This window comes from Streptomyces sp. NPDC046915 (genome assembly GCF_040644935.1).
GTDB lineage: Bacteria > Actinomycetota > Actinomycetes > Streptomycetales > Streptomycetaceae > Streptomyces.
Genome location: NZ_JBEYXB010000001.1, coordinates 833,131 through 854,224, shown reverse-complemented (window position 1 = coordinate 854,224; position 21,094 = coordinate 833,131). Strand labels below are relative to the sequence as shown.

General features: G+C 73.3%; 18 protein-coding genes. 8 read left to right on the top strand and 10 right to left on the bottom strand.

Going from position 1 to position 21,094, the window contains the following annotated elements:
- Positions 1-1,221 carry a Gfo/Idh/MocA family oxidoreductase gene (locus ABZ915_RS03770; protein WP_361795817.1) on the bottom strand — a complete coding sequence of 407 codons (1,221 nt, stop codon included), beginning with the start codon at positions 1,219-1,221 and terminating at the stop codon, positions 1-3.
- Positions 1,222-1,328: 107 nt separating this feature from the next.
- On the opposite strand from ABZ915_RS03770, the gene ABZ915_RS03765 reads away from it, so the two are divergent.
- Positions 1,329-2,495: an ROK family transcriptional regulator gene (locus tag ABZ915_RS03765; protein WP_361795173.1), complete on the top strand. Its 1,167-nt coding sequence runs from the start codon at positions 1,329-1,331 to the stop codon at positions 2,493-2,495.
- Positions 2,496-2,605: 110 nt separating this feature from the next.
- Complete coding sequence (locus ABZ915_RS03760) at positions 2,606-2,791, top strand: hypothetical protein (protein WP_361795170.1); 186 nt, start codon at positions 2,606-2,608, stop codon at positions 2,789-2,791.
- Positions 2,792-2,888: 97 nt separating this feature from the next.
- Here the strand turns inward: ABZ915_RS03760 and ABZ915_RS03755 are convergent, their stop codons facing one another.
- Positions 2,889-4,265, bottom strand: a complete 1,377-nt coding sequence (locus tag ABZ915_RS03755) for a S1 family peptidase (protein ID WP_361795167.1) — start codon at positions 4,263-4,265, stop codon at positions 2,889-2,891.
- Positions 4,266-4,393: 128 nt separating this feature from the next.
- Complete coding sequence (locus tag ABZ915_RS03750) at positions 4,394-5,224, bottom strand: SAM-dependent methyltransferase (protein ID WP_361795164.1); 831 nt, start codon at positions 5,222-5,224, stop codon at positions 4,394-4,396.
- A 155-nt stretch (positions 5,225-5,379) separates the two neighbouring features.
- On the opposite strand from ABZ915_RS03750, the gene ABZ915_RS03745 reads away from it, so the two are divergent.
- Genes ABZ915_RS03745 through ABZ915_RS03735 form a run of 3 tightly spaced genes read left to right on the top strand, consistent with a single transcriptional unit; the run spans position 5,380 to position 7,720 of the window.
- Complete coding sequence (locus ABZ915_RS03745; protein WP_361795161.1) at positions 5,380-6,558, top strand: aminotransferase class I/II-fold pyridoxal phosphate-dependent enzyme; 1,179 nt, start codon at positions 5,380-5,382, stop codon at positions 6,556-6,558.
- 7 nt (positions 6,559-6,565) lie between these two features.
- A complete protein-coding gene (locus ABZ915_RS03740) occupies positions 6,566-7,324 on the top strand; it encodes a type 1 glutamine amidotransferase domain-containing protein (RefSeq protein WP_361795158.1) in 759 nt (252 codons plus the stop codon).
- 9 nt (positions 7,325-7,333) lie between these two features.
- Complete coding sequence (locus ABZ915_RS03735; protein WP_361795155.1) at positions 7,334-7,720, top strand: PPOX class F420-dependent oxidoreductase; 387 nt, start codon at positions 7,334-7,336, stop codon at positions 7,718-7,720.
- A 94-nt stretch (positions 7,721-7,814) separates the two neighbouring features.
- Here the strand turns inward: ABZ915_RS03735 and ABZ915_RS03730 are convergent, their stop codons facing one another.
- From ABZ915_RS03730 to ABZ915_RS03720, 3 genes are all read right to left on the bottom strand, one after another.
- On the bottom strand, positions 7,815-10,589 hold the full coding sequence (locus ABZ915_RS03730) for a hypothetical protein (RefSeq protein WP_361795152.1): 2,775 nt from the start codon (positions 10,587-10,589) through the stop codon (positions 7,815-7,817).
- A 141-nt stretch (positions 10,590-10,730) separates the two neighbouring features.
- Positions 10,731-11,144 carry a zinc ribbon domain-containing protein gene (locus ABZ915_RS03725; protein ID WP_361795149.1) on the bottom strand — a complete coding sequence of 138 codons (414 nt, stop codon included), beginning with the start codon at positions 11,142-11,144 and terminating at the stop codon, positions 10,731-10,733.
- Between the two features lie 173 nt (positions 11,145-11,317).
- Positions 11,318-12,028, bottom strand: coding sequence for a TetR family transcriptional regulator (locus ABZ915_RS03720; protein ID WP_361795146.1), 711 nt, complete (start codon positions 12,026-12,028; stop codon positions 11,318-11,320).
- Positions 12,029-12,150: 122 nt separating this feature from the next.
- Here ABZ915_RS03720 and ABZ915_RS03715 point away from each other — a divergent pair, with 122 nt between their 5' ends.
- From ABZ915_RS03715 to ABZ915_RS03705, 3 genes are all read left to right on the top strand, one after another.
- Entirely contained in the window at positions 12,151-12,912 is a 762-nt protein-coding gene (locus ABZ915_RS03715; protein WP_361795143.1) for a peptidoglycan-binding domain-containing protein, read from the top strand.
- 76 nt (positions 12,913-12,988) lie between these two features.
- On the top strand, positions 12,989-13,471 hold the full coding sequence (locus tag ABZ915_RS03710; protein WP_361795140.1) for a flavin reductase family protein: 483 nt from the start codon (positions 12,989-12,991) through the stop codon (positions 13,469-13,471).
- A 354-nt stretch (positions 13,472-13,825) separates the two neighbouring features.
- Positions 13,826-14,461 carry a response regulator transcription factor gene (locus ABZ915_RS03705; protein WP_361795137.1) on the top strand — a complete coding sequence of 212 codons (636 nt, stop codon included), beginning with the start codon at positions 13,826-13,828 and terminating at the stop codon, positions 14,459-14,461.
- Between the two features lie 386 nt (positions 14,462-14,847).
- Here the strand turns inward: ABZ915_RS03705 and ABZ915_RS03700 are convergent, their stop codons facing one another.
- From ABZ915_RS03700 to ABZ915_RS03685, 4 genes are all read right to left on the bottom strand, one after another.
- The gene (locus ABZ915_RS03700; RefSeq protein ID WP_361795813.1) at positions 14,848-17,226 is read right to left on the bottom strand and encodes a SpoIIE family protein phosphatase; all 2,379 of its coding nucleotides are present in this window, start codon (positions 17,224-17,226) and stop codon (positions 14,848-14,850) included.
- Between the two features lie 260 nt (positions 17,227-17,486).
- On the bottom strand, positions 17,487-17,867 hold the full coding sequence (locus tag ABZ915_RS03695; RefSeq protein ID WP_361795134.1) for a hypothetical protein: 381 nt from the start codon (positions 17,865-17,867) through the stop codon (positions 17,487-17,489).
- 403 nt (positions 17,868-18,270) lie between these two features.
- Positions 18,271-19,194: a MurR/RpiR family transcriptional regulator gene (locus tag ABZ915_RS03690; protein WP_361795810.1), complete on the bottom strand. Its 924-nt coding sequence runs from the start codon at positions 19,192-19,194 to the stop codon at positions 18,271-18,273.
- A 134-nt stretch (positions 19,195-19,328) separates the two neighbouring features.
- A complete protein-coding gene (locus ABZ915_RS03685) occupies positions 19,329-21,032 on the bottom strand; it encodes a phospholipid carrier-dependent glycosyltransferase (protein ID WP_361795131.1) in 1,704 nt (567 codons plus the stop codon).
- Positions 21,033-21,094 lie beyond the last annotated feature (62 nt).

The following is a 21,094-nucleotide window of genomic DNA, read 5'->3' as shown; positions in this document are numbered from 1 at the left end:
TCATCCCCGGGGCGCGTCCCCGAAGTCCGGGATCTCCAGCCTGACCCCGCCCTGCCGCGCGGACTCGTGCGCGACGATGCCCGGCAGGGTGTAGCGGGCCGCGACCCACGCGTTCACCGACGGCAGGGTGCGGATGCCCACGGCGGTCACGAAGTCGTCCACCAGGAAGTGGTGGCTGCCCTCGTGGCCGTTGTGCAGGTGGTCGAACGCCCTCGGCAGCCGGGACCGGTCGTGCACCGGCGCCGACCCGGAGGTGAAGGCCGCCCGCAGCTCCGGCGCGATGTGCTGGAGCGAGGGGTCGTCCGGCGACATCGTGGGCTTGGGCTCCAGCAGCTCCGTGATGTCCTTCACGCCCTTCTTGTCCTGCCACAGCGCGACCGTGGCGAGCTGCTCCATGCTCGCCTCCGTACCGAAGAACCGGAATCGCGATTCCCGTATGTGGGACGGGTAGCCGACCCTGCGGAACTCGTTCGTACGGAACGTGCCGCCGCCCGCCACCTCGAACAGCGCGGTCGCGTTGGAGAAGTCGTTGCCGAACTGGCTGACCTCCTTGTCGAACACGCCGTCCCCGCGCTCGTCGACCACGCCGATCGCCGACACGCTCACCGCGTGCGTCCCCCAGGCCCCGAGCACCCCGCCCACCGAGTGCGTCGGATACAGCAGCGGCGGATAGCTGGCGGTCGCCTTCCAGTTCTCGCCGCCGCTGTACTGGTACGCCTCGTAGAACCCCAGGTCCATGTCGTGGACGTAGTCGCCCTCGGCGTAGAACAGCCGCCCGAAGGCGCCCTCGGCGATTCTGTTGCGGGCGTGCACGGTCGCCGGGTTGTACTGGCTCGTCTCGCCCATCATGTAGGTCAGCCCGGTCGCCCGGACCGCGTCGATGATGGCCGCGATCTCCTCCGTGCTGATCGCCATCGGCACGGCGCTGTACACGTGCTTCCCGGCGTTCAGCGCCCGCAGGACCAGCGGGCCGTGGGTCCAGCGCTGCGTGAAGATCGCGACCGCGTCCACCGCCGGGGACTCCAGCATGGCCTCGTACGAGGGAAAGGTGCCCGCGAGCCCCTGCGCGGCGGCGAGCCGCTCGGCCCGCTCCGGCAGCAGGTCGGTGACGAACACGTCGCCGACCCCCGGGTGGGCCTGGAACAGCGTGGCGAACTGGCCGGAGAACTGTCCGGCTCCGACGATGCCGAGGGAAAACGTCTTGGGCGTCTTGGGTGTCATGGATGCCATGGGTTTACTTTTGAATCAAAAGAATCTAGGTGTCAAGAGCCCGTAACGCCCCGCTTCGGCTTCCCTGCCGCCCGGCCGAAATGGCAGACTTACTTCTGATGCAAAAGCAACCCACTCCCGGATGGCCCCCGCTGACCCCCGCGGAGCGCTCCGTGGCGATCGAGGTGCTCGTCCACGGCCCCCTCTCGCGCACCGAGCTCGCCCGGCGTCTGCGCCTCTCGGCGGGCAGTCTCACCCGGCTGACCAAACCGCTGATCGAGTCCGGACTGCTGGTCGAGGTGCCCGAGTCGGGCATCGCGGCCCAGGCCCGGCAGGGGCGGCCCTCGCAGCCCCTGGACGTCGTGGCCGGCTCCCGGGCCTTCCTCGGGTTCAAGGTCACCGGCGACATGGTCTACGGCGTCGTCACCACGCTCCGCAGCGAGGTCGTCGCCCGGCTCGACCGCCCGCTCACCGGTCACCACCCCGGCGAGGTCGCCGACGTGCTGGCGGCGATGACGCAAGAGCTCGCCGCCGCCGCCACCGCCCCGCTCGCGGGCATCGGCATCGGTGTGGGCGGCCTGGTGCGGGAGCGCGCCGTGGTCGGTGAGTCCCCCTACCTGGGCTGGCGCGACGTGCCCCTGGCCCGGCTGGTGGGGGAGCGCACCGGGCTGCCGGTGGTCGTCGAGAACGACGTCGCCGCCCTCGTGGAGGCCGAGACCTGGTTCGGGGCGGGCCGCGGCCTCGACCGCTTCGTGGTGCTGACGATCGGGGCCGGCATCGGCTACGGGCTGGTGCTCGGCGGCAAGCGGGTGCCCCACGCCGAGGAGGACCGCGGCTTCGGGCACCACTGGATCGTCCAGCCCCACGGCCCGCTGACCCCGGACGGTGCGCGCGGCAGCGCCGTGTCCCTTCTCGCGATCCCCAGCATCCGCTACCAGATCCGGGCCGCCACCGGCCACGACGCGACGTACGAGGAGATCCTCGCCCGCGCCGCCGAAGGGGAGCCGATGGCCGCCCGGGTGATCGACGAGGCGGCGCGGGCACTCGGCACGCTGGTCGCCCAGATCGCCAACTTCGTGATGCCGCAGAAGATCCTGCTCGCCGGGGAGGGCGTCGGGCTGATGGACGTGGCCGGCGCGGCGGTGCACGAGAGCATCAGGGCGGGCCGCCACCCGATGGCCGCGCCGGTCGGGCTGGAGACGAAGGTCTCCGACTTCCACGACTGGGCGCGGGGGGCGGCCGTCCTGGCGATCCAGGTGCTGGTGCTCGGCACCGTCGAAGGCTGAACCCGCCGTAGCTCTCCGCTCTCTCGAGCTCTCTCGACGTGATGATGAACACGGTCCGCAATGCCCGAATTCCTCGTACTTACTCACGATGCCTTCACGCCGACCGGCATATGCTTCACACCATGTCCACCACTGTTGAAGCCGCCTCCGAGCGATCGGCCGCGGAGGTCAACGAGGAGATCCGGGCCCTGTGGCTCCGGTCGGGCGGGATACTGACCACCGAGCAGCGCGAGGAGTACCAGCGGCTCGTGATGGAGTGGGCCGCCGTCGCTCCTCCGTCGGACCACGCGGCCTGATTCGCCGACCCCGCAGCACCGTCCAGGGCACCCGTGAGCGCACGGGTGCCCTTCTCGCTGCCGTCTCCGGCCGGATCGGCCGCCTCGGGCCGGGGCGTCAGCCCCAGGTCGCCCCGTAGTACCGCTGGTACGCCCTGCGGTCCTGTTCCGAGCGGAAGTAGCGGGTCGCGACCAGGGCGATCAGGCTGCCCGCGATCACCAGCAGGCCGGGGCCGACGTTCTTGGTGTCGGTGAGGCGGGACAGGAAGGTGGTGCCCACCGCGGTGCCGGTGGCCGGGGCCGACGTGCCGGGGGAGGCCGCGCTGGGCGCGATGGCGCCCTGGGTGGCCGGGGAGGACGGCGCGGACGAGGCGTTCTGGCCGCCCGCGGCGTTCTGCGCCGACACGATCAGCTGGACGCCGAGCGCCGACATGGCCTTCGTTATCGGCTGGAAGAAGGTCGTACCGCCCGCCGTGCAGTCGCCGCTGCCGCCCGAGGTCACGCCCAGGGCGATGCCCTCCGAGAACATGGGGCCGCCGCTGTCGCCCGGTTCGGCGCACACATTGGTCTGGATGAGGCCGGTGACGGTGCCCTCGGGGTAGTTCACGGTCGCGTTGAGCCCGGTCACCGTCCCGTCGTGCAGCCCGCTCGTGCTGCCGCTGCGGAACACCCGCTGCCCGACCGTGGGATCGGCCGCGCCGGTGATCCGGACGCCGTTGCCGTTGCCGATGGCGACCACGTCGGCGCCGTCCCCGGCCTTCCCGGTCGCGTACTGGATGAGGGAGAAGTCGTTGCCGGGGAAGTTGCTCTGGAGCGTCGTGCCCAGCTGCTGGTTGCCCTGGTTGTCGGCGAACCAGGTGGATCCGGAGGGACCGCAGTGGCCCGCCGTGAGGATGAAGTCGCTCTTGCCGTTGGTGACGTTGAAGCCCGCCGAACAGCGGCCGCTGGTCGACAGGATCGGCTGCGCCCCGTTGAGGCGGGTGGTGAAGGTGCTCTGGGTGCGCTCCATGCGCACGAAGCCGCCGATGCCCTTCGCCACCTCGGACATCCGCTTCCAGTCGGCGGCCGACACGGTCTTGTCGGCCTGCACGACGACCTGGTTGGTCCGGTAGTCCAGGGACCACGCCGTGCCCGCCACGCGGGGCGCCGAACGCAGGGCGGCGGTGGCCGACTTCAGCTGGTTCATGTTGTGGTGGACGACCTTCGGCTCGGCCCCGGCCTTCTTCACCGTGGCCGCCGCCTGGTCGTCGGTGACCGCGACGACCGGGCGCCCGTCGGTGCCGATCCAGCTGCCCGCCGTACGGGTGGTGCCGAGCTTCGCCACCAGCGCGGTGCCGGTGTTCCCGGCCTGTCCCGCCGTACTGAACGGCGTGGCGGACGTGCCGGGAGTCTCGCTCGCCATGGCCTGGGTGACCATGACGCCTCCCAGCAGGAGTCCGCCGACCGCCGCCAGCTGTGTCACTCGCCGGACGACCCGTCGTCGTGCGTGCCTCATCGCATGGCTCCCGAACCCCGAACGCACGGTGCCTGGACAACACCGCGGGGCCCTCCGGTCGTTGAGCGCCCTGTCCTTCATACGTGGCCCGGGGCGAGGGCGTTCACCACACCGGTGATCTTCTTCGGTCAGCTCTTGCGGCCCACCCCGCCGAACATGGCCACCTCCTCCGGCTCGGCCCCGTGGGAGTGCTCCGGGCGCCAGCGCGAGCAGGACACCACGCCCGGCTCCAGCAGGTCGAGGCCGTCGAAGAAGCGGGCGACGTCCTCGGGGGTGCGCTGGGTGAGCTTCGGCGTGCCGTGCTCGTTCCAGAACTTCACCGCCTCGTCCACGTCGGGCATCGCCGGGCTGGTGATGGTGTGCGACAGCACCAGGTGACTGCCGGAGGGCAGCCGGTCCACCAGCTGCCGGACCAGGCCGTACGGGTCCTCGTCGTCGCCGACGAAGATGACCACGCCGAGCAGTATCAGCGCGACCGGCTCGCTGAGGTCCAGGGTCTGCGCGGCGTGCTCGAGGATCGCGTCGACGTTGCGCAGGTCCTCGTCGAGGTAGTCGGTGCGGCCCTCGGGGGTGCTGGTGAGCAGGGCCCGCGCGTGGGCGAGGACCAGCGGGTCGTTGTCGACGTACACGATCCGGCTCTCGGGGGCGACGCGCTGGGCGACCTCGTGCGTGTTGTCGGCGGTGGGCAGGCCGGTGCCGATGTCCAGGAACTGGCGGATGCCGAGGTCGTCGGCCAGGTGCCGCACGGCCCGCCCCAGGAACAGCCGGTCCGCGCGGGCGTACTCCCCGATCCCCGGGTGCAGCGAGCGGATCTGGTCGCCTGCCGCGCGGTCGACCTCGTAGTTGTCCTTGCCGCCGAGCCAGTAGTTCCAGATCCTGGCCGTGTGCGGCTGGTCGGTGTTGATGCGGGCGCGCAGCGACTCGGCGACGTCATTGGTGACTGCCGGATTCTCGGTCACTTCGGTCAGCTCCTGAGGGGCCGGATGAGAGGTACAGGGGTCAAAGGGCAATCTAGACGCCGGAGTTGATCTCCGCTGGTCGTCCGGCGTTTTCCACGGCGCGCGGCGGCCCCGCCCCGTACCGGGTCACACCCCCGGCCGCCTATCTTGACCCCATGACCAGCACCCCGCACGGCACACCAGGTGAACCGGATCCCCTGCGCGTGCTCACCCTCGACCGTCTCCGTCGTCGTACGAGCATGAAATGGCGCACCTATCCCGAGGACGTGCTGCCGATGTGGGTGGCCGAGATGGACGTGCCGCTCGCCCCGGCCGTGATCCGCGCCGTCGCGGACGCGATGGAACTCGGCGACACCGGCTATCCGGCGGGCACCGCCTACGCCGAGGCGCTGGCCTCCTTCGCCGCCGAGCGGTGGGGCTGGGACGGGCCGGCCGTGGAGCGCACCGCGATCGTGCCCGACGTGATGCTGGGCGTCGTCGAGATGCTCAGGCTGGTCACCGGGCCCGGCGATCCGGTGGTGGTCAACCCGCCGGTCTATCCGCCGTTCTTCCAGTTCGTCACGCACATGGACCGGCGCGTGGTGGAAGCCCCGCTCGGCGCGGGGCTGCGGATCGACCTCGGGGTCCTTCAGGAGGCCTTCCGGGCGGCGGTCGCCGGCGGCGGACGGGCCGCGTACCTGCTGTGCAGCCCGCACAATCCGACCGGCACCGTGCACACCGCGGAGGAGCTGGCCGCCGTCGCCGCGCTCGCCGAACGGTACGGCGTGCGGGTCGTCGCCGACGAGATCCATGCCCCGCTGGTCGCCGCCGGCGCCGCCTTCGTGCCGTACCTGAGCGTGCCGGGCGGGGAGCACGGCCTGTCGCTGATGTCGGCGTCCAAGGCCTGGAACCTGGCTGGGATCAAGGCCGCGCTGGCCGTCGCCGGACCGTCGGCCGCCGCCGACCTGGCCCGGCTGCCCGAGGAGGTGAGCCACGGCCCGAGCCACGTCGGCGTGATCGCCCACACGGCCGCCCTGCGGGACGGTACGGGCTGGCTGGACGCCCTGCTGGCCGGCCTCGACGACAACCGGCGGCTGCTCGCCCGCCTGCTGGCCGAGCACCTGCCCGCGATCCGGCACCGCCCCGCCGAGGCCACCTACCTGGCCTGGCTGGACTGCCGGGCCCTGGGCCTGGGGGACGATCCGGCGGAGGTCTTCCTGGAGCGCGGCCGGGTCGCCCTCAGCTCCGGCATCCCGTTCGGCACGGGCGGAGCCGGGTACGTACGGCTGAACCTGGCGACCTCGCCGGAGGTGATCACGGAGGGGGTGCGGCGGATGGCGGCGGCGCTGACATGATGGGCCCATGCGTGTGCTGATGCCGCTTCCCGACCGGGACTTCGACGTGACCGAGGTGGCCGTGCTCTGGCGGCTGCTGACCCGCGCGGGGCACGAGGTCGTCTTCGCCACCGAACGCGCCGGCACCCGGCCCGCCGCCGATCCCCGGCTGCTCACCGGCGTGCTGTTCGGGCAGCTGGGTGCGGCGGACGAGCCGAAGCGGTTCTACGAAGAGCTGTGCGCGGCACCGGAGTTCACCGCCACGCAGGGCTGGGCGGAGGTGGACGTGGCCGGCTTCGACGGCCTGCTGCTGCCGGGCGGACACGCACCCGGCATGCGGCAGTACCTCGGCTCGGCCGGACTGCGGTCCCAGGTCGCCCGGTTCTGGGCGCTCGGCCGTCCCGTCGGGGCGATCTGCCACGGCGTCCTGGTGCTGGCCCGCACCGAGGACCCGGCGACCGGCCGCAGCGTGCTCGCCGGCCGGCGCACGACCTGCCTGCCCAAGTACATGGAACGCACCGCCTACTGGACCACCGCCTGGCGGCTGGGCCGCTACTACCGCACCTATCCCGCCTACGTCGAGGACGAGGTGCGCTCCGCCCTCGCCGACCCGGCCCGGCAGTTCGAGGCCGGACCCCGCGAGCTCACCCGGCGCGGCACCGCTGACGACGACACGCACGCCTTCGCCGTCCAGGACGGCGCCTACCTGTCGGCACGCTGGCCGGGCGACGCCTACCTCTTCGCCCGCCGCTATCTCGCCCTGCTCGGGCAGGCGGCGTCCTCCTAGACTGACGGTATGGACGACTCGTCGCTGGACCGGCTCTCCGCGGGCAAGTACCTGCTCGTCACCAGCTACCGCAAGGACGGCACCCCGGTCGCCACCCCGGTCTGGGTGGTACGGGACGGGGCCGCGCTCGGCGTCTGGACGGTCGCCGACTCCTGGAAGGTCAAACGTGTCCGCCGCCACCCGGACGTCCTCGTCGGCCCCTGCGACGTGCGCGGCACGCCGACCGGCGACCAGGTTCCCGCCACCGCGGAGATCGGCGACGCGGCCACGGCCGAGCGCTACCGGGGGCTCATCGCCCGCAAGTACGGCATCGCGGGCCGCCTGACGCTGCTGGGCAGCCGGCTGCGCCGGGGGCGGGAGGGGACCGTGGGCATCACGGTGACCCTCAAACCCTGACGGCGAGGCCCGGAAAAGGCCCGGCGGGACCGCGGCTCCCGCGCCGCGGCCCCGCCGGTGTGCCGTACGTGTGCCGTACGCGTGCCGTACGCCGTTACGAGGCGTCCAGCACGGTGCCGTCCAGGACCAGCCCGCCGGACTGCGGGTCGCCCTGCTCGTCGAGCTGCTGGAAGCGCACCGACTCCTCGGACTCGGTGACCCGGTCCTTGACCGTGGGCAGGGTCACGTCGATGCCCAGCTTGCCCGCCGGGACGTTCAGCCACAGGTAGAGGCCGTCCACCTTGGACAGTGGCCGCTCCGGGTCCGGTGACGCGCCCGCGGTGTCCCTGAGCCACGCCGGGTCGACGTCCTTGGTGGACAGCTCGGTCCCGGCGACGGGGACCGCGGTGAAGGCCGTCCCGAGGTCCACGTCGGCGGCCTCCGACAGGGAGATCCGCCACTTCAGGGGCTGTCCCTCGGTGACCCGGCCGGCCACCGGGGTCACGGTGATCCTGGGCGCGGGGTCGTCGTTGTGGACGGTGATCCCGCCGCGGTGGGAGCCGACGACCGTGCCCTTCACCGCCTTGACCAGGATGTCGTGCGGCACGTCGTCGCCGTACCGCGTGTTCCCCTCGACCTCGACCTGTACGTCGATGTCGTGACCGCCGGGCCGGACCGTCACCAGCCGGTTCTTCGCCCGCCCGGTGGCCGGGTCGACGACGTACACGCGCACCTGGCCGCTGCCCTGCCCGGACACCTGGACCGGCACCCGGTAGGTGCGTACGCCCGAGTCGCCCTCGTCGACCGTGGTCCGGCCGACATCCACGCGCGACAGCTTCGCCGTGCCCGCCGCCGGGGTGCCCGGCCGCCAGCCCCAGGCGTCCATCAGCCAGGCCTGCCCCGACCGTGAACGCGGGGTCAGCCGCAGGGACTTGACGTGGTGCAGGTCGAGCCCGGCCCGGCCGGCCGCCGCGAGCGGCACGTGCAGTTCGCGCGCCCAGTACGAGGCGGTGCGGTCACTGCCGGGCAGCCCGTCCACCCGCGCCCGGCCGAGCGTCGCGGTGCGGCCGGAGGTGTCGGTGAGGGCCACGTCCAGCTGCGTCCCGGAGGTGTTCGGCGGGACGATGACGCGCAGCGCCAGCGCCTTGGCGCCGCCGAGGGAGACGGGCCGGGCGGCGCTGATCCGCGCCGGGGAACCTGAGGACGTCCAGCGCAGCGCGATCGCGTGCCGGCCGGCCTCCTTGTCCGTGTCCCACGTGGCGAAGTGCGGCGAGCTGCCCTTGGCGTTCCGGCCGAGACAGGCGACGGACGGGTCGGGGTCGACCGCCGCGCACAGCCGGGCGCCGGAGACGGACACCTTGCCGGCCGGGTCGTCCGGGAGGAACCGCGCACCCCGGTTCGCGCCGACCGCGTGGCTGAGCACCCGCGCCGGGTCCGCCGACGGGGCCCGCCGGCCCGAACCGTCGAGCAGCGGACGCACCCGGTCGTCCCCGGCGACGAACAGCCGGGCGGCCGCCGCGATGTAGGTGGAGCCCGCCTTGTGCTGCTGGTTCGCGGTCAGCCGGGTGGCCGAGCCCTTCTTGCACACCGGGTCCGGGTGGTCCGGCTCGTCCCAGAAGTCGTCCTCGGCCGGGGCCTGCGCCTGCCCCGGCGTCCACTCGGTGTTGAAGAAGTTGTGGTTGGCGCCGATCACGTAGACGGCGCTGTGCAGGGCGGTGCCCCGGCTGACGCCCCGGGTGCCGTCGACGTACACCTCGCCCTGGAGGTCGGAGACATCGCCGTCGCAGCCGGGCAGGATCGACACCGACGGCACGTCGGCCACCGGGTTCTGGCCGAAGACGGTGGGGCCGATCAGTACGGTGCCGCTGATGTGCCAGCGCACCGGGCCGTGGTAGCCGTCCTGGTCCGCGGGCGGCGGGTAGAGGCTGTCCATCGCCGCCCGGTTGACGCCCTCGCCGCCCCGGGAGTGCCCGATCAGCAGGACGCGGGACAGATCGGCGCGCGGCGCGTCACGGACCACCGCCGGCGCGGTGCCGGGGTGTTCGGCCCAGTCGGCCCACTGCGCCAGGTGCAGCCGCACCAGCGACGAACGGGCCTGCGCGCCGCCGTCGTCGGCGTCCCCGTCCTGGGCGTTGATGCCGTTGGCGGAGATCGACACCGTCACATAGCCCTGGGAGGCCAGCAGCTTCTGGTCGCGCAGGTAGCCGCGGTGGCTGGGCACCGGCTTGGTGCCCCTCTTGCACGGCCAGTCGCCGTTGATGTCGCCGTTCGGGGCGTAGCAGGTGTAGTGACGTCCGTGCAGGAACAGTGCCAGCGGCCTGCGCCCGGTGGCCCCGGACGGCGCCACCACCACGCCCTTCATCTCGACCGGCTCCGAAAAGCCGGGCAGCCGTACCGACTTGAGCGTGTACTCGCCGGTCACGGTCCGGTACCGGCCGGGCTTGCCCGGGTCGACACCGTTCGCGGGCAGCGGGGCCGGAGGCCGGGCCGCCGCGGTGCCGCGGTCCTGTGACGCGGTGGCCGGCCCGCCATCCAGCCGCCGCCCGCCCGACCACACTTGGAGGTTCTTCAGCTCGTCCGGCCGCACACCGTCGAGGCCGAGCCGGAAGCTGTGCCCGTCCTTCCCCGGAGCCGGAACGCCCAGCAACCGTCCCGCCGTTCGGAACTCCACGCGCGCGTCGCCCATGGGCACCCGCGCCGCCGACCGCCACACCAGCTCCGGTGCCGAGCGGGCACCGGCGATGCGCCAGCCCGGTGGCAGCCTCTCGTCGGCCGCGTTCACCGACGACGGTGCGCCTGACCGCTGTTGCGCCTGTGCCAGCCCTGGAGAGCCTCCCGCCACCGCGAGCAACACCGCGGCGGTGACCCATATTCGCCGGGCACGGACCACTGTTCCCCTCCTCCGACGCCGAGTTCGGACACCCCGGCCGTCCCGGGGGCCCCTCGCGTTCCGGAGGACGGGAAGAGGCGACTGTGGGTTGCCTGTGAGGAGCAGGTGGATCCCGCGGAGGTGATTCCTGGAGGGGAGCCGTCAACTCCAGGCGCGGTACGGCTCGTCGAGCAACTGGAAGACGGGCTCGCCGCGGACCGGGTCCTTCGCCGTGGACAGCCGCACCCGGTCCCCGCTGTGGATGCCGACGGGCGGCCCCATCACCCGCCCGCGGACGACGAAGCCCTCGGCCATCTCGATCAGCGACACATTGCGCGCGGCGGGCGTGTTGCGGTGCACCACGGTGGAATGGCGGACCGTGCCCACGCCCTCGCTGCGCTCGGTGCGCAGGTCGCTGCCCTGGCAGACCGGACACAGCAGCCGGTGGTACATGGCGGTGCCGCACCAGTTGCAGCGCTGGAAGACAAGGGTGCCCGAGTCCGGGGCCTGGGGGTCGAGGACGCCCGTCGCGGAGCCGCCCGCCGGACGAGCGGAGCTTCCTGAATGGTGGTACACGCTGGTCAACTCCCTGCGCTCGGCCGGAATCCGCGTGCCCGGCACGGGCCGCGCAGACACGTGCCCGGTTCGCCGTGCCACCGTGCACGCCGACAGAGTATGGCACTCAGTGCCACTCGTAAAGGCACTCCGTACCCCGAATCTGCGTCAGCCGGTCCGCCGCACGGGTCGGGTCAGTCACGCCCGAGTGCGGACTCGAGCTCCTGCACCACGCGCCACAGCGGCGCCCCGCGCCGGGAGACCAGCACGATCACGTCCTCGGCCCGCTGCTCGCCCGGCACCACCACGGAGGGCCGGCCGAAGGCGGACTGCACATACCCCAGCGCATGGTCCACCGTCGCGCTCGCGTCGCCCTCGCCGCCCGAACGCAGCCAGGAGCGCAGCGCGTTGTTGTGCGCCGCGACCACCGCCGCCGCGATCACGTCGGCCCGCAGCGCACCGTCGGGCCGGCCGGCGAAACGGGCGCGCAGGTACTCGGCGAGCGCCCGCTCGTAACGCCACACCACCGACAGTTCGTACGCCCGCAGCCCCGGCACCTTCTTGGTGAGCCGGTAGCGCTGCACGGAGAAGTCGGGGTTCTCCGCGTACATCCGCAGCACCAGCCGGGCCGCGTCGCAGACCCGCCGCACCGGTTCGTGCTCCTCGCCGCTCGCGGCCAGGAAGGCGGTCATGTCGGCCAGGCAGCGCTCGTGGTCGGGGAAGACCACGTCCTCCTTGGAGGGGAAGTAGCGGAAGAACGAGCGCCGGCCGACCCCCGCGAGGGCCACGATGTCGTCCACCGTGGTCTGTTCGTAGCCGCGTTCCAGGAACAGCCGGAAGGCCGCCGCCACCAGGGCGTCCCGCATGGGCGGCTTCGCGGCCGCCGGCGCGCTGCTGGAGCTCATGGACGTGAACGTAGCACTCGTCCGGATCTCGTGGCACTCAGTGCGGCTTCGGGGGAACTGAGTGCATTCTGAACTCCGGGGGCAGCGCTTGCGTATCTCTGCTCGGACGGAAGGAGAGCGTTGTGTCGACACCGCACGATCAGGGCGGCCCGAGCCGTGGCCCGGTCCTCGAACCCATCCGCGTCCTGCGTCCCCGTCGCCTCGACGCGCTCGCCGAGCTGATGCGGGAGATGGAGCAGGACGCGGCCCGGACGGAGCCCGCCCCGGACCCGTCCGGCTCGGACGCCTTCGCGGATCCCGCCGCCACGGACGCCTCCGCCGATCCTTCCGGCCCCGAGGACTGGTCGGAGCCGCCCGCCGAGGACGACACCCAGGAACTGCCGCGCGTCGCAGATGCCCCGTCCGGGCGGCAGCGGCGTGCCGCGCCCCGCACCGGCCCCTTCGGATTCGGACCCGGGCTGCGCCGCGCCGCCGTCGCGGTCGCCGTCACCGCGGCCGCGCTGGTCGGCTTCGCCTGCGCCCTGCTGCTGCCCGGCCGCCAGGACACCGCCTCCGCCGCGCAGCCTTCCGCACCGGCCACCTCCGCCGGCCCCACCGAGTCGGCCGACACCACGCCTACCGCGACCGCCACCGCCGACCCCGACGGTGCCGGCACGCTCCGCCAGGGCGACAGCGGCCCCGAGGTCACCGAACTCCAGCAGCGCCTGCTGCGCATCCCGGACGTCTACCGCGACGGCTCCACCAACGGCAGCTACGACACCGAACTCACCGCGGCGGTGGCGCGTTTCCAGCTCTGGTACGGCATCCGCGGCGACGAGTCCGGCGTCTACGGCAACGACACCCGCCGCTCCCTGGAATCCCGTACCAGCCTCGCCACCGGGTGAGGCGGGGGCGACCGGGGGCACCCGGGGGGTGAGTACGGCCCCGGGCGGCGGGCGTGGTGACGGAGGTGAGGCGGGCATGGCGGACCCCGAGGTGTTCACGCGCCGGCTCGACCCGGACATGTGCGTGGTCACCGCCGCGGCGGGCGAGGAGCGCTCGGGCTGTCTGGTCGGGTTCTCCTCGCAGTGCTCCATCGAGCCCGTGCGGTTCGTGGTGTGGCTGTCCAAGGTCAACCACACCTACCGGGTCGCCCTGGACACCGAGTGCCTCGCCGTCCACCTGCTGACCCGCGAGCAGTACGAGGTGGCGGCCCTGTTCGGCGGGGAGACCGGCGACCGGGTCGACAAGTTCGCCCACGTGCCCTGGACGCGGGGCCACGGCGGTGCGGTCGTCCTCCAGGACACGGCGGCCTGGTTCGTCGGCACCGTGGTGGGACGCGTCGACGGCGGCGACCACGTCGGCTTCCTCCTCGACCCCGTGCAGTGGGGCGAGCGGCGCGCGGGGACCCTGCTGCGACTCGGCGACGCGCTTGCCATCGAACCGGGTCATCCGGTGGACTGACCCGGCCCGGCACTTGGTCGAACGCCTGGCATGAGGCAGGGAAAAGAACCGGCGGTGTGGGAGTGACGTGGGTCACCACGGGCAGTCTCCCGCGGTCGGCCTCCCGCAGCCCGCACCCGCAGACGGACCACCGAACGATCGAAGGCCATGCCCATGACCGGCTCCCGCATCCCGGGCCTGGTGCTGCCCGCCGTGTTCCTGCTGGCCGCCGTCGTCGGCCTGTGCTGGTACTGGCGTCACCGCGACGACGACTAGGACGTGTCCCCGTCCCCCCGACGGGCCAGCCCGGCGGGCCGGCTCACCGTCCCCAGCCCAGGCTGAGGGCAGGACGTCCGCGCGAGATCGGAGATGCCCATGAGCGGTGGCCCCCGGGCCGCGGGGGCAGGCCCGGCCACGCGCGTGTGCATCGCGGTCGTCGGGGACTGTCCCGTCTTCCGGCACGGCGTCTCCCACCTGGTGGCGACCGCCCCCGATCTCCGGCTGGTCGTCACCGCGCCCTCGATCGAGGTCGCGAACGGCGATCTGCGGGGCACGGAAGTGGTCCTCATGGACCTCCAGAAGCCTCCCGCGGCCCTCTCCGCGGCCGTGGCGGAGCTGCGTGAGCGGGGGCACGCCGTGATCGTGGTGTCCTCGTCGCCGCAGATCGACGCCGTCCGGGTGATCCGGGCGGGCGCCAGCGGCTATCTGAGCCGGCAGGCCGAGGGGGAGGAACTGCTGACGGCGATCCGGCGCGTGGGCTCGGGCCGCGCCTACGTGTCCGTGCCCGCCGGCCACCTGCTCGGGCCGTCCCCGCACTTCACGGACCGGGAACGGGAGGTGCTCGAACTCCTCGCGGGCGGCGCGACGGACCAGGAGATCGCCCGCCGGCTCTCCATCAGCACCCACACGGTCCACTCGCACCTCGACCGCATCGGCGAGAAGACGGGTTCCCGGCGCAGACCCGACCTGACCCGCCTGGCCATCGAACACGGCCTGACCGACCGCGGCTGACCCGCCTCGACGACTGACATCCCGGCGAGGGGAGCCTTCAGGGCGCCGGGCTCCGGGCTCGTGGGTGCCCCGGGCGAGGCCCGCGTCGCGGCTCCCGCCGGACCGTTCGGCCCCGGCCCGGCCGGCGGCCGGACGCGGCTGACCTGCTCGCCTCGGGCGACCGGGGTCGGTGCCGGGTTCGCTCTGTGTGCGTCGGCCGGCGGAGCTCAGGGTGTCTCGGTCGGGATCCGTATGTCCGGCACGCGGCCGTCGTCGCGGTCTTGTCGTCCCGTTCGGTCCGGGTCCGGCCGGCGGGCGGACGCGGCTGACCGGGCGGGGCCGGCCTGCTCGACTCGGGCGACCGGGGTCGGTGCCGGGTTCGCTCTGCGTGGGTCGGCCGGCGGGGCTCAGGGTGTCTCGGTCGGCATCCGTATGTCCAGTACGCAGACGTCGTCGCGCCGCTCGCCCTCCAGCATCGAGGTGAGCAGGGACTCCAGGGCGCCGGGTCCGTCGGTGTCCTGGGCGAGGACGGCGGCGGCGAGCCGGGCGAGGCCCGCGTCGATGCCCTCGCCGGGCCGTTCGACGAGGCCGTCGGTGTACAGCAGGAGCCGGTCCCCGGGTTCCAGACGGCACTCGGCGGCGTGGTAGACGGGCGTAGGGGACGCCCCGAGCAGCATGCCGGCGGGCCGGTCGAGGAAGCGCGCCTCGCCCCCGCGCAGCAGCAGCGGCGGTGGATGACCCGCCTGGGCCCAGGCCAGCCGGCGCTCCTCGGGCTCGTAGCGGGCCAGGACCATGGTCGCGGTGCCGTGGCTGTCCCGGGAGTGCAGCAGCAGCATGTTCAGCCGGGCCAGCGCACCGGTCAGCGACGAACCCGTGCTGACCATGCCCTTCGCGGTGAAGCGGAGCTGGGCCATGGTGGCGACGGCGCCGATGCCGTGCCCCGCCACGTCACCGACCACGAACAGGGCGTTGTGGTCGGGCAGTTCGACGGCGCTGAACCAGTCACCGCTGACGTGGATCTCCGACTGGGCGGGCACATAGGCCACGTCGACCCGCAGCCCGGCCAGCTGGACCGGCTTGCTCGGCAGCGGCAGCAGCGCGTGCTGGAGCCGGGCGGCCATCGCCCGCTCCGCCTGGAGGATGCCGCGTTGCATCAGCACCGCCCGCTCGCTCTCCACCAGCGCCAGTTCGGCGCTGCGCTGGGCGGTGAGGTCCTGTACGAACCCGTGCACCTCGACGGGCGTACCGTCCTGGTCCGCCACCGCCTCCGCGACCGCCCGCAGGTGCCGGACCCCCCGCGCGGTCCTGATCCGGAACGGCACGTCGAACGAACGCCCGGAGCGGACGAGGCCGGTGACGGCACGCGAGACGGCGGGGGCGTCCTCCGGGAGCACCAGATCCGGCAGGCGTTCCAGAGCGACGGGACCGCGCGCGGGATCCCGGCCGAGCACGGAGTACGCCTGGACCGACCACAGGGCCTCGTACGTCACCAGGTTCCAGTTCGCCCAGCCCAGGTTGCCGAGCCGCTGCACGTCCGCCAGCCGCTGCTCCTGGCGGTCGGAGGGGTCGTGCCGGATCCAGCTGACCACCAGCCCCTCGCCCAGCCGCGCGGCCCGCACCGAGTAGGTGACGGTCTGCGGCACCTCGGCCGTCATCTCCTGGTACGCGAACGGCTCGCCCTCGTACGGTTCCCCGGTCGTGAGCGCCGCGAGGTACCCCTGCCACAGGGGCTCGCCCGCGACGGACGGGTAGCACTCCAGGATGCGCAGCCCGATCAGCTCGCGTCCGGTGCGGTCCAGGACGTCGATCGAGTCCGGGGTCGCGGCGTCGATGCGGTAGTCCTCCACCTCGCCCGACGCGGAACGCAGCGGGGTGAGCAGGATCGCCGTGCCCGGGAGCACGTCGAACACGGCCTGCACGGCGTCGGCGACGCTCGGGGCGGCCTGGTCCCGCGGTGCGTCGAAGGCGCGCAGCCGGCCGGCGCAGAGCCGGGCGACGGCCAGCAGGAACTCGCGCGTGCGGGGCGCGAACGGCTCACCGGGCCCGCGCAGCACCCCGAGCGCCACATCGGCCGTGCGCCCGGTCGACACGGGCAGCCAGGCACGCGAACGCCACCGCTCGGGCGGATCCCCCATCAGCAGGTACCGCGACCGGTCCGCGGGCAGGTCCTCCAGCCAGCACGGCTCCCGGTTCTCCAGGGCGTCCAGCGGGGCGACTCCGCCGAGCGGCGGGACCCGGTGCCACTGGGCGGCCAGCGTGTCCCCCACGCCGGCGTGCCCGATCAGTTCGAGCCCGCCCTCCGGCAGGCGCCTGAAGAGCAGGACGGCGTCGGCCCCCACCTCCGGACCGAGCCCCTGAAGCAGGCACACCGCGAGCTCCTGCGGCGAGTCCACCCGCACCAGCGCCTTGCCGAGCCGCCCCAGCGCCTCGGAACGGTCGTCGGGCCCGGCGGCCTGGAGGGCGGTGCCGGTCCGGACGGGAAGCGCGGTGACCGCCCGGACCACCGGGGCTGCGTCCTCCTCGTCCTCCTCGTCCTCCTGGGCCGCCACCGCACGCGGTCCCGTGTGCACGGCCGGGCGGGCGGCGTCGTCGAAGTCGTCCAGCGGCGGCATCAACGCGCCCAGGGTCAGCCAGCACTCCTCGATGAGCGAGCGGCTCCCGGCCTTGGCGCGCTGGAGGAGTTCCTCGTGGGCATGGTCCGGCGAGCACCCGGTGAGCGCCATCAGGGCGCCCTTGGCCCGCTCCACGACGGCCGACGTCGCCGCCAGTTCCTGGAGCCGGTCCATCTCCGCGCGCTGCCTGGCCACGACCCTGGCCAGCGCCGCCAGGTCGGGGACGCCACCGGTCGGCGAGGAAGGCGCGGGCTCGCTCGTCACGCGAACGAGCATTGCACACCGGAGCCGGTCCGATCACACCTGCGGCGGACCGGAGTCCGCCCGGCTGTGCGCCCGCCGGGGCGCGGTGGTGTGCCCGGGGCGGACGGTGACCCGCCGATCGAGAGGCCGATCGGGGGGAAGGCCAGGACCGGCGCGGCCGTCGTGCCTGGTCAGCGGCCGGTGCTGTGCCCGACCAGCGCCTCGGTGACCGCCCGGACGCTGCGGGCGATGTGCTGGAGCTGGAGCACCTCGGCCGCGTACATCTTGATGGTGTGCTCGATGACCGACTCCGGCAGGCCCAGCGTGGGCAGCTCGGCGCGCGCGGTCTGAAGCGCGGTCCGGGCCACCCGGATCTCCTGCTGGACCTGGATCTGGGCGTGCCGGGCGAGCAGCACGGGATGGCGGATCAGCACCGGGTAGCTGCCGTAGCGGGCCGGGACCAGCTCGCGCAGCCACCTGGCCGCCGAGCGCTCCCAGTCGTAGCTGCCGGGCGTCTTGACCTGGCAGGGCCAGTCCGGGCGGGTGCGCGTGGTGGTGAGGGTCATGGTCATCGCTTCCGGGTGTGCGGCGTCGTGAGGGGTGGTCCGACGGGGTGGGCGGCCCCGGCCTAGGGGATGACCGGGGCCGCCAGGGGCGCTCGTGCAGGAGACGCCCGATCGAACACCCCGGGCGCCGACGCGGGTAGGGGACGGCGGCTGGGGATGTCCGTGCAGGGGCCCCGGACGTCGGTTCGCCGGCGCGGCGTGCGGGCTTGCGTGCGCATGGGCGGTCCGTCGGCTTTCTCGGGGCACGTGCGAGGTGAGTCCTTGGGTGTGGAACGGTCCCCGGAGCCGGCCGGGTGCGATCCGTGAGCAGTATTTATATATGCCGTCGGCTTTGCAAGACGTATGAAAACATTCATGCGCGCTTTGGGGTGAATGATCCCCCTACGATCCCCGGTCGCGGGGACCCCCGTCAGTCCTTGAGGAAGAACTGGTGCTGGTCGGCGACCTGCTCGTACTCGTCCAGCCGCGCCTGGGTGCGCTCGGGATCGGCGTCGGTCATGGCCTGGAGCAGTGCTGCGGCCATCAGCCCCGGGGCGGCGTAGGAGTCGAAGACCAGCCGGGAGCCGGTGCCGGTCGCGAAGGCGACGTCGGCCTCGTCGGCCAGCGGACCGAGCGCGAGATCCGTGATCAGGGCGACCTTCAGGCCGGCGCCGCGCGCGACCCGGATCGCGGTCAGCGTCTCCTGCGCGTGCCGGGGCATGCCGAAGGCCAGCACCCACGTCCCACCGGCCTCGCGTGACTGGAGCAGCGCGTCGAAGGCGACGCTGCCGCCCCGGGTCACCAGCCGCACGTCGGGGTGGATGCGGCGTGCGGCGTAGGCGAAGTACTCGGCCAGGGAGACGGAGATGCGCATGCCCACCACGGTCAGCGGGGTGGACCGGGACAGCTCGCGGCCGACCTGGATGACCCGGCCGGGGTCGGCGAAGTCCCGCCGAAGGTTCTCCAGGTTCTGGATCTCGGCGTCGACGGCCGCCTGGAGTTCGTTGCTGCGGTTCTCCTCGGCCGCGCCGGGGCCGCCGGCGAGGGCGCCCAGCGCGATCGACTGGAGCTTCTCCCGCAGCGCCGGGTAGCCGCTGAAGCCGACCGCGGCGGCGAACCGCGTCACGGACGGCTGGCTCACGCCGACCCGGTCGGCGAGGTCGGTGATCGACAGGAACGCGGCTTCGGTGATGTTCTCGATGAGGTACTGGGCGATACGGCGCTGACCGGGTGACAGCCGGGGGCCGTCGAAGAGTTCGCGGAGCCGGGAGACCGGGGACGCTTCGGTCTCCGGGACGGCCTTGCCCGAGGTGATCGCGGATGCCTGCGCGCGTGCCTGCTGGGGCGATGGCACCGGTGCGCCTGTCTTGTCTCCCACGAAGCTCAACATAGCTCACGGACCGTGGTGACCAGGGCTTGCGAGGGAACAACGGCCCCTCCCGCACGGCGAATCCACAAGTCGCGCGGGACGACCGGCGCCGGCGGCGGTCACCGCCGGTAGATGGTGATCGAATGACCGACGTCGTCGATCGGACGGCTGCTGTCGATCAGTTCGGCCAGTCGCCCGCGCGCCTTGGCGACCGACGAGTCGGACACCACCAGCAGACCGTGCACCTCGCTCGGCGGCACCCGGCGCGGATCGGCGGCGTGGATGCCGTAGTAGGAAGGCAGAGGGGCCCCCTTGTAGACGAGCCAGATCCGCTCGCCCCGGTAGCGGCCATCCAGCCGGTCGGCGAGCCGGCCCAGGTCCTGCCCCCAGTCCACGTTGGAGTCGTGCAGCCGCAGATGCGTCTTCGCCGGTCCGCCGAACGCCTCGTTGGAGTACGGCAGATAGTAGGGGAACGTCCGCACGGAACTCACCGCGACGAACAGCACCAGAGCCCCCGTCACCACGGGCGCCCACCGCCGTCGCACCGCGAGCAGGCAGGCCGCCCCGACCGCGAGGAACATCGGCATGAACAAGGCGTAGCGGGTGCCGAAGTCCCGTGAGCCGGTCATCGCCGCGGCCAGCAGCACGGCGGGCGGCAGCAGCACGTACGGCGCCGCGGACCGCAGCCTGCGCACCCGCACGACGGCCACCGCCCCGGCCGCCCACAGCGCCAGCATGCCGAGCGGGGTCTTCACCAGCAGGGCGGCCGGGAGGTAGTACCAGAGCGAGCCGGTGTAGAGCCGGCCGAACAGATACCCCTGCCACGGTTGGTCCTCGAAGGCGAACTGCACGAGCATCCCGTCCCGGTACGCGCGCGGGAACGGCAGCAGCCCGGCCAGGCGACCGCGCAGCCCGTGGATGACGGGCACGGGGTCGGCGGGGGCGAAGCGCAGCCGCGGATCGACGGCCAGATAGCTGACCCACACGACGGCGACCGCGGCGAGCACCACGACGGCCGCCCCGGCCAGCCCGCGCACCAGCGCCCGGCGGCGATCGGCACCGCCCCGCGCACAGCCCGACAGGACAGCCAGCAGCATCAGCACCGGTATCGCCGGCAGCGCGCTCATCTTGGTCGCCACGGCCGCCCCGAGCGCCGCCCCCGCGAGGGGCAGGTACAACCGGGGCCTGCGCCGCGCCCGCCACACCAGCCACGCCGAGGTCAGCACGAACCCGGCGGCCGGCACGTCGAGCGTGGCCAGCGAGCCGTGCGTGATCACGTCGGGGGAGAAGGCGTACAGCGCGAGGGCCGCCAGGCCCCCCACCGTGCCGACGACCTCGCGGGCGAAGGCGTACACGACCAGCCCGAACAGCAGCGTCAGCGCGATCACCGGCAGCCGTGCCCACAGCATCAGCCGCCAGGGGTCGTTGCCGGACTCGTAGAGCAGACGGCTGCCCACCTGGCCCTGGTCGCCGTGGTACGAGGCGTCGTAGTGCGGGTCGGCGACCGCGATCCCCGCCATGATCACCAGCTTGCCGAGCGGCGGATGCTCGGGGTTGTAGCGCACGCGGTGCTCGCGCAGGTAGTCGGTGGCGGTGGCCACGTACACCGGCTCGTCGATCGTGGGTGTCTGCCGCACGGCCGTCGTCACCATCGCGCCGGCCATCTGCGCGAGCAGCAGCGCCACCAGCAGCGGCAGCAGCCACCGCCGGTGGCGGCGCAGCCCGGCGGACAGGCGCGCCCGGACGGGCAGTGCCGCTCGCGGCGCCGGGCCGTCCGCGCCGGGGGCCTCGGGTTCGAGGACCGAGTGCTGTTCGCGTGTCATCGTCCGCCCCGCGGTGTCCCGCGCCGGCCGGTGGCGGCGGCGATCGGAGGGCCGCCTCATGG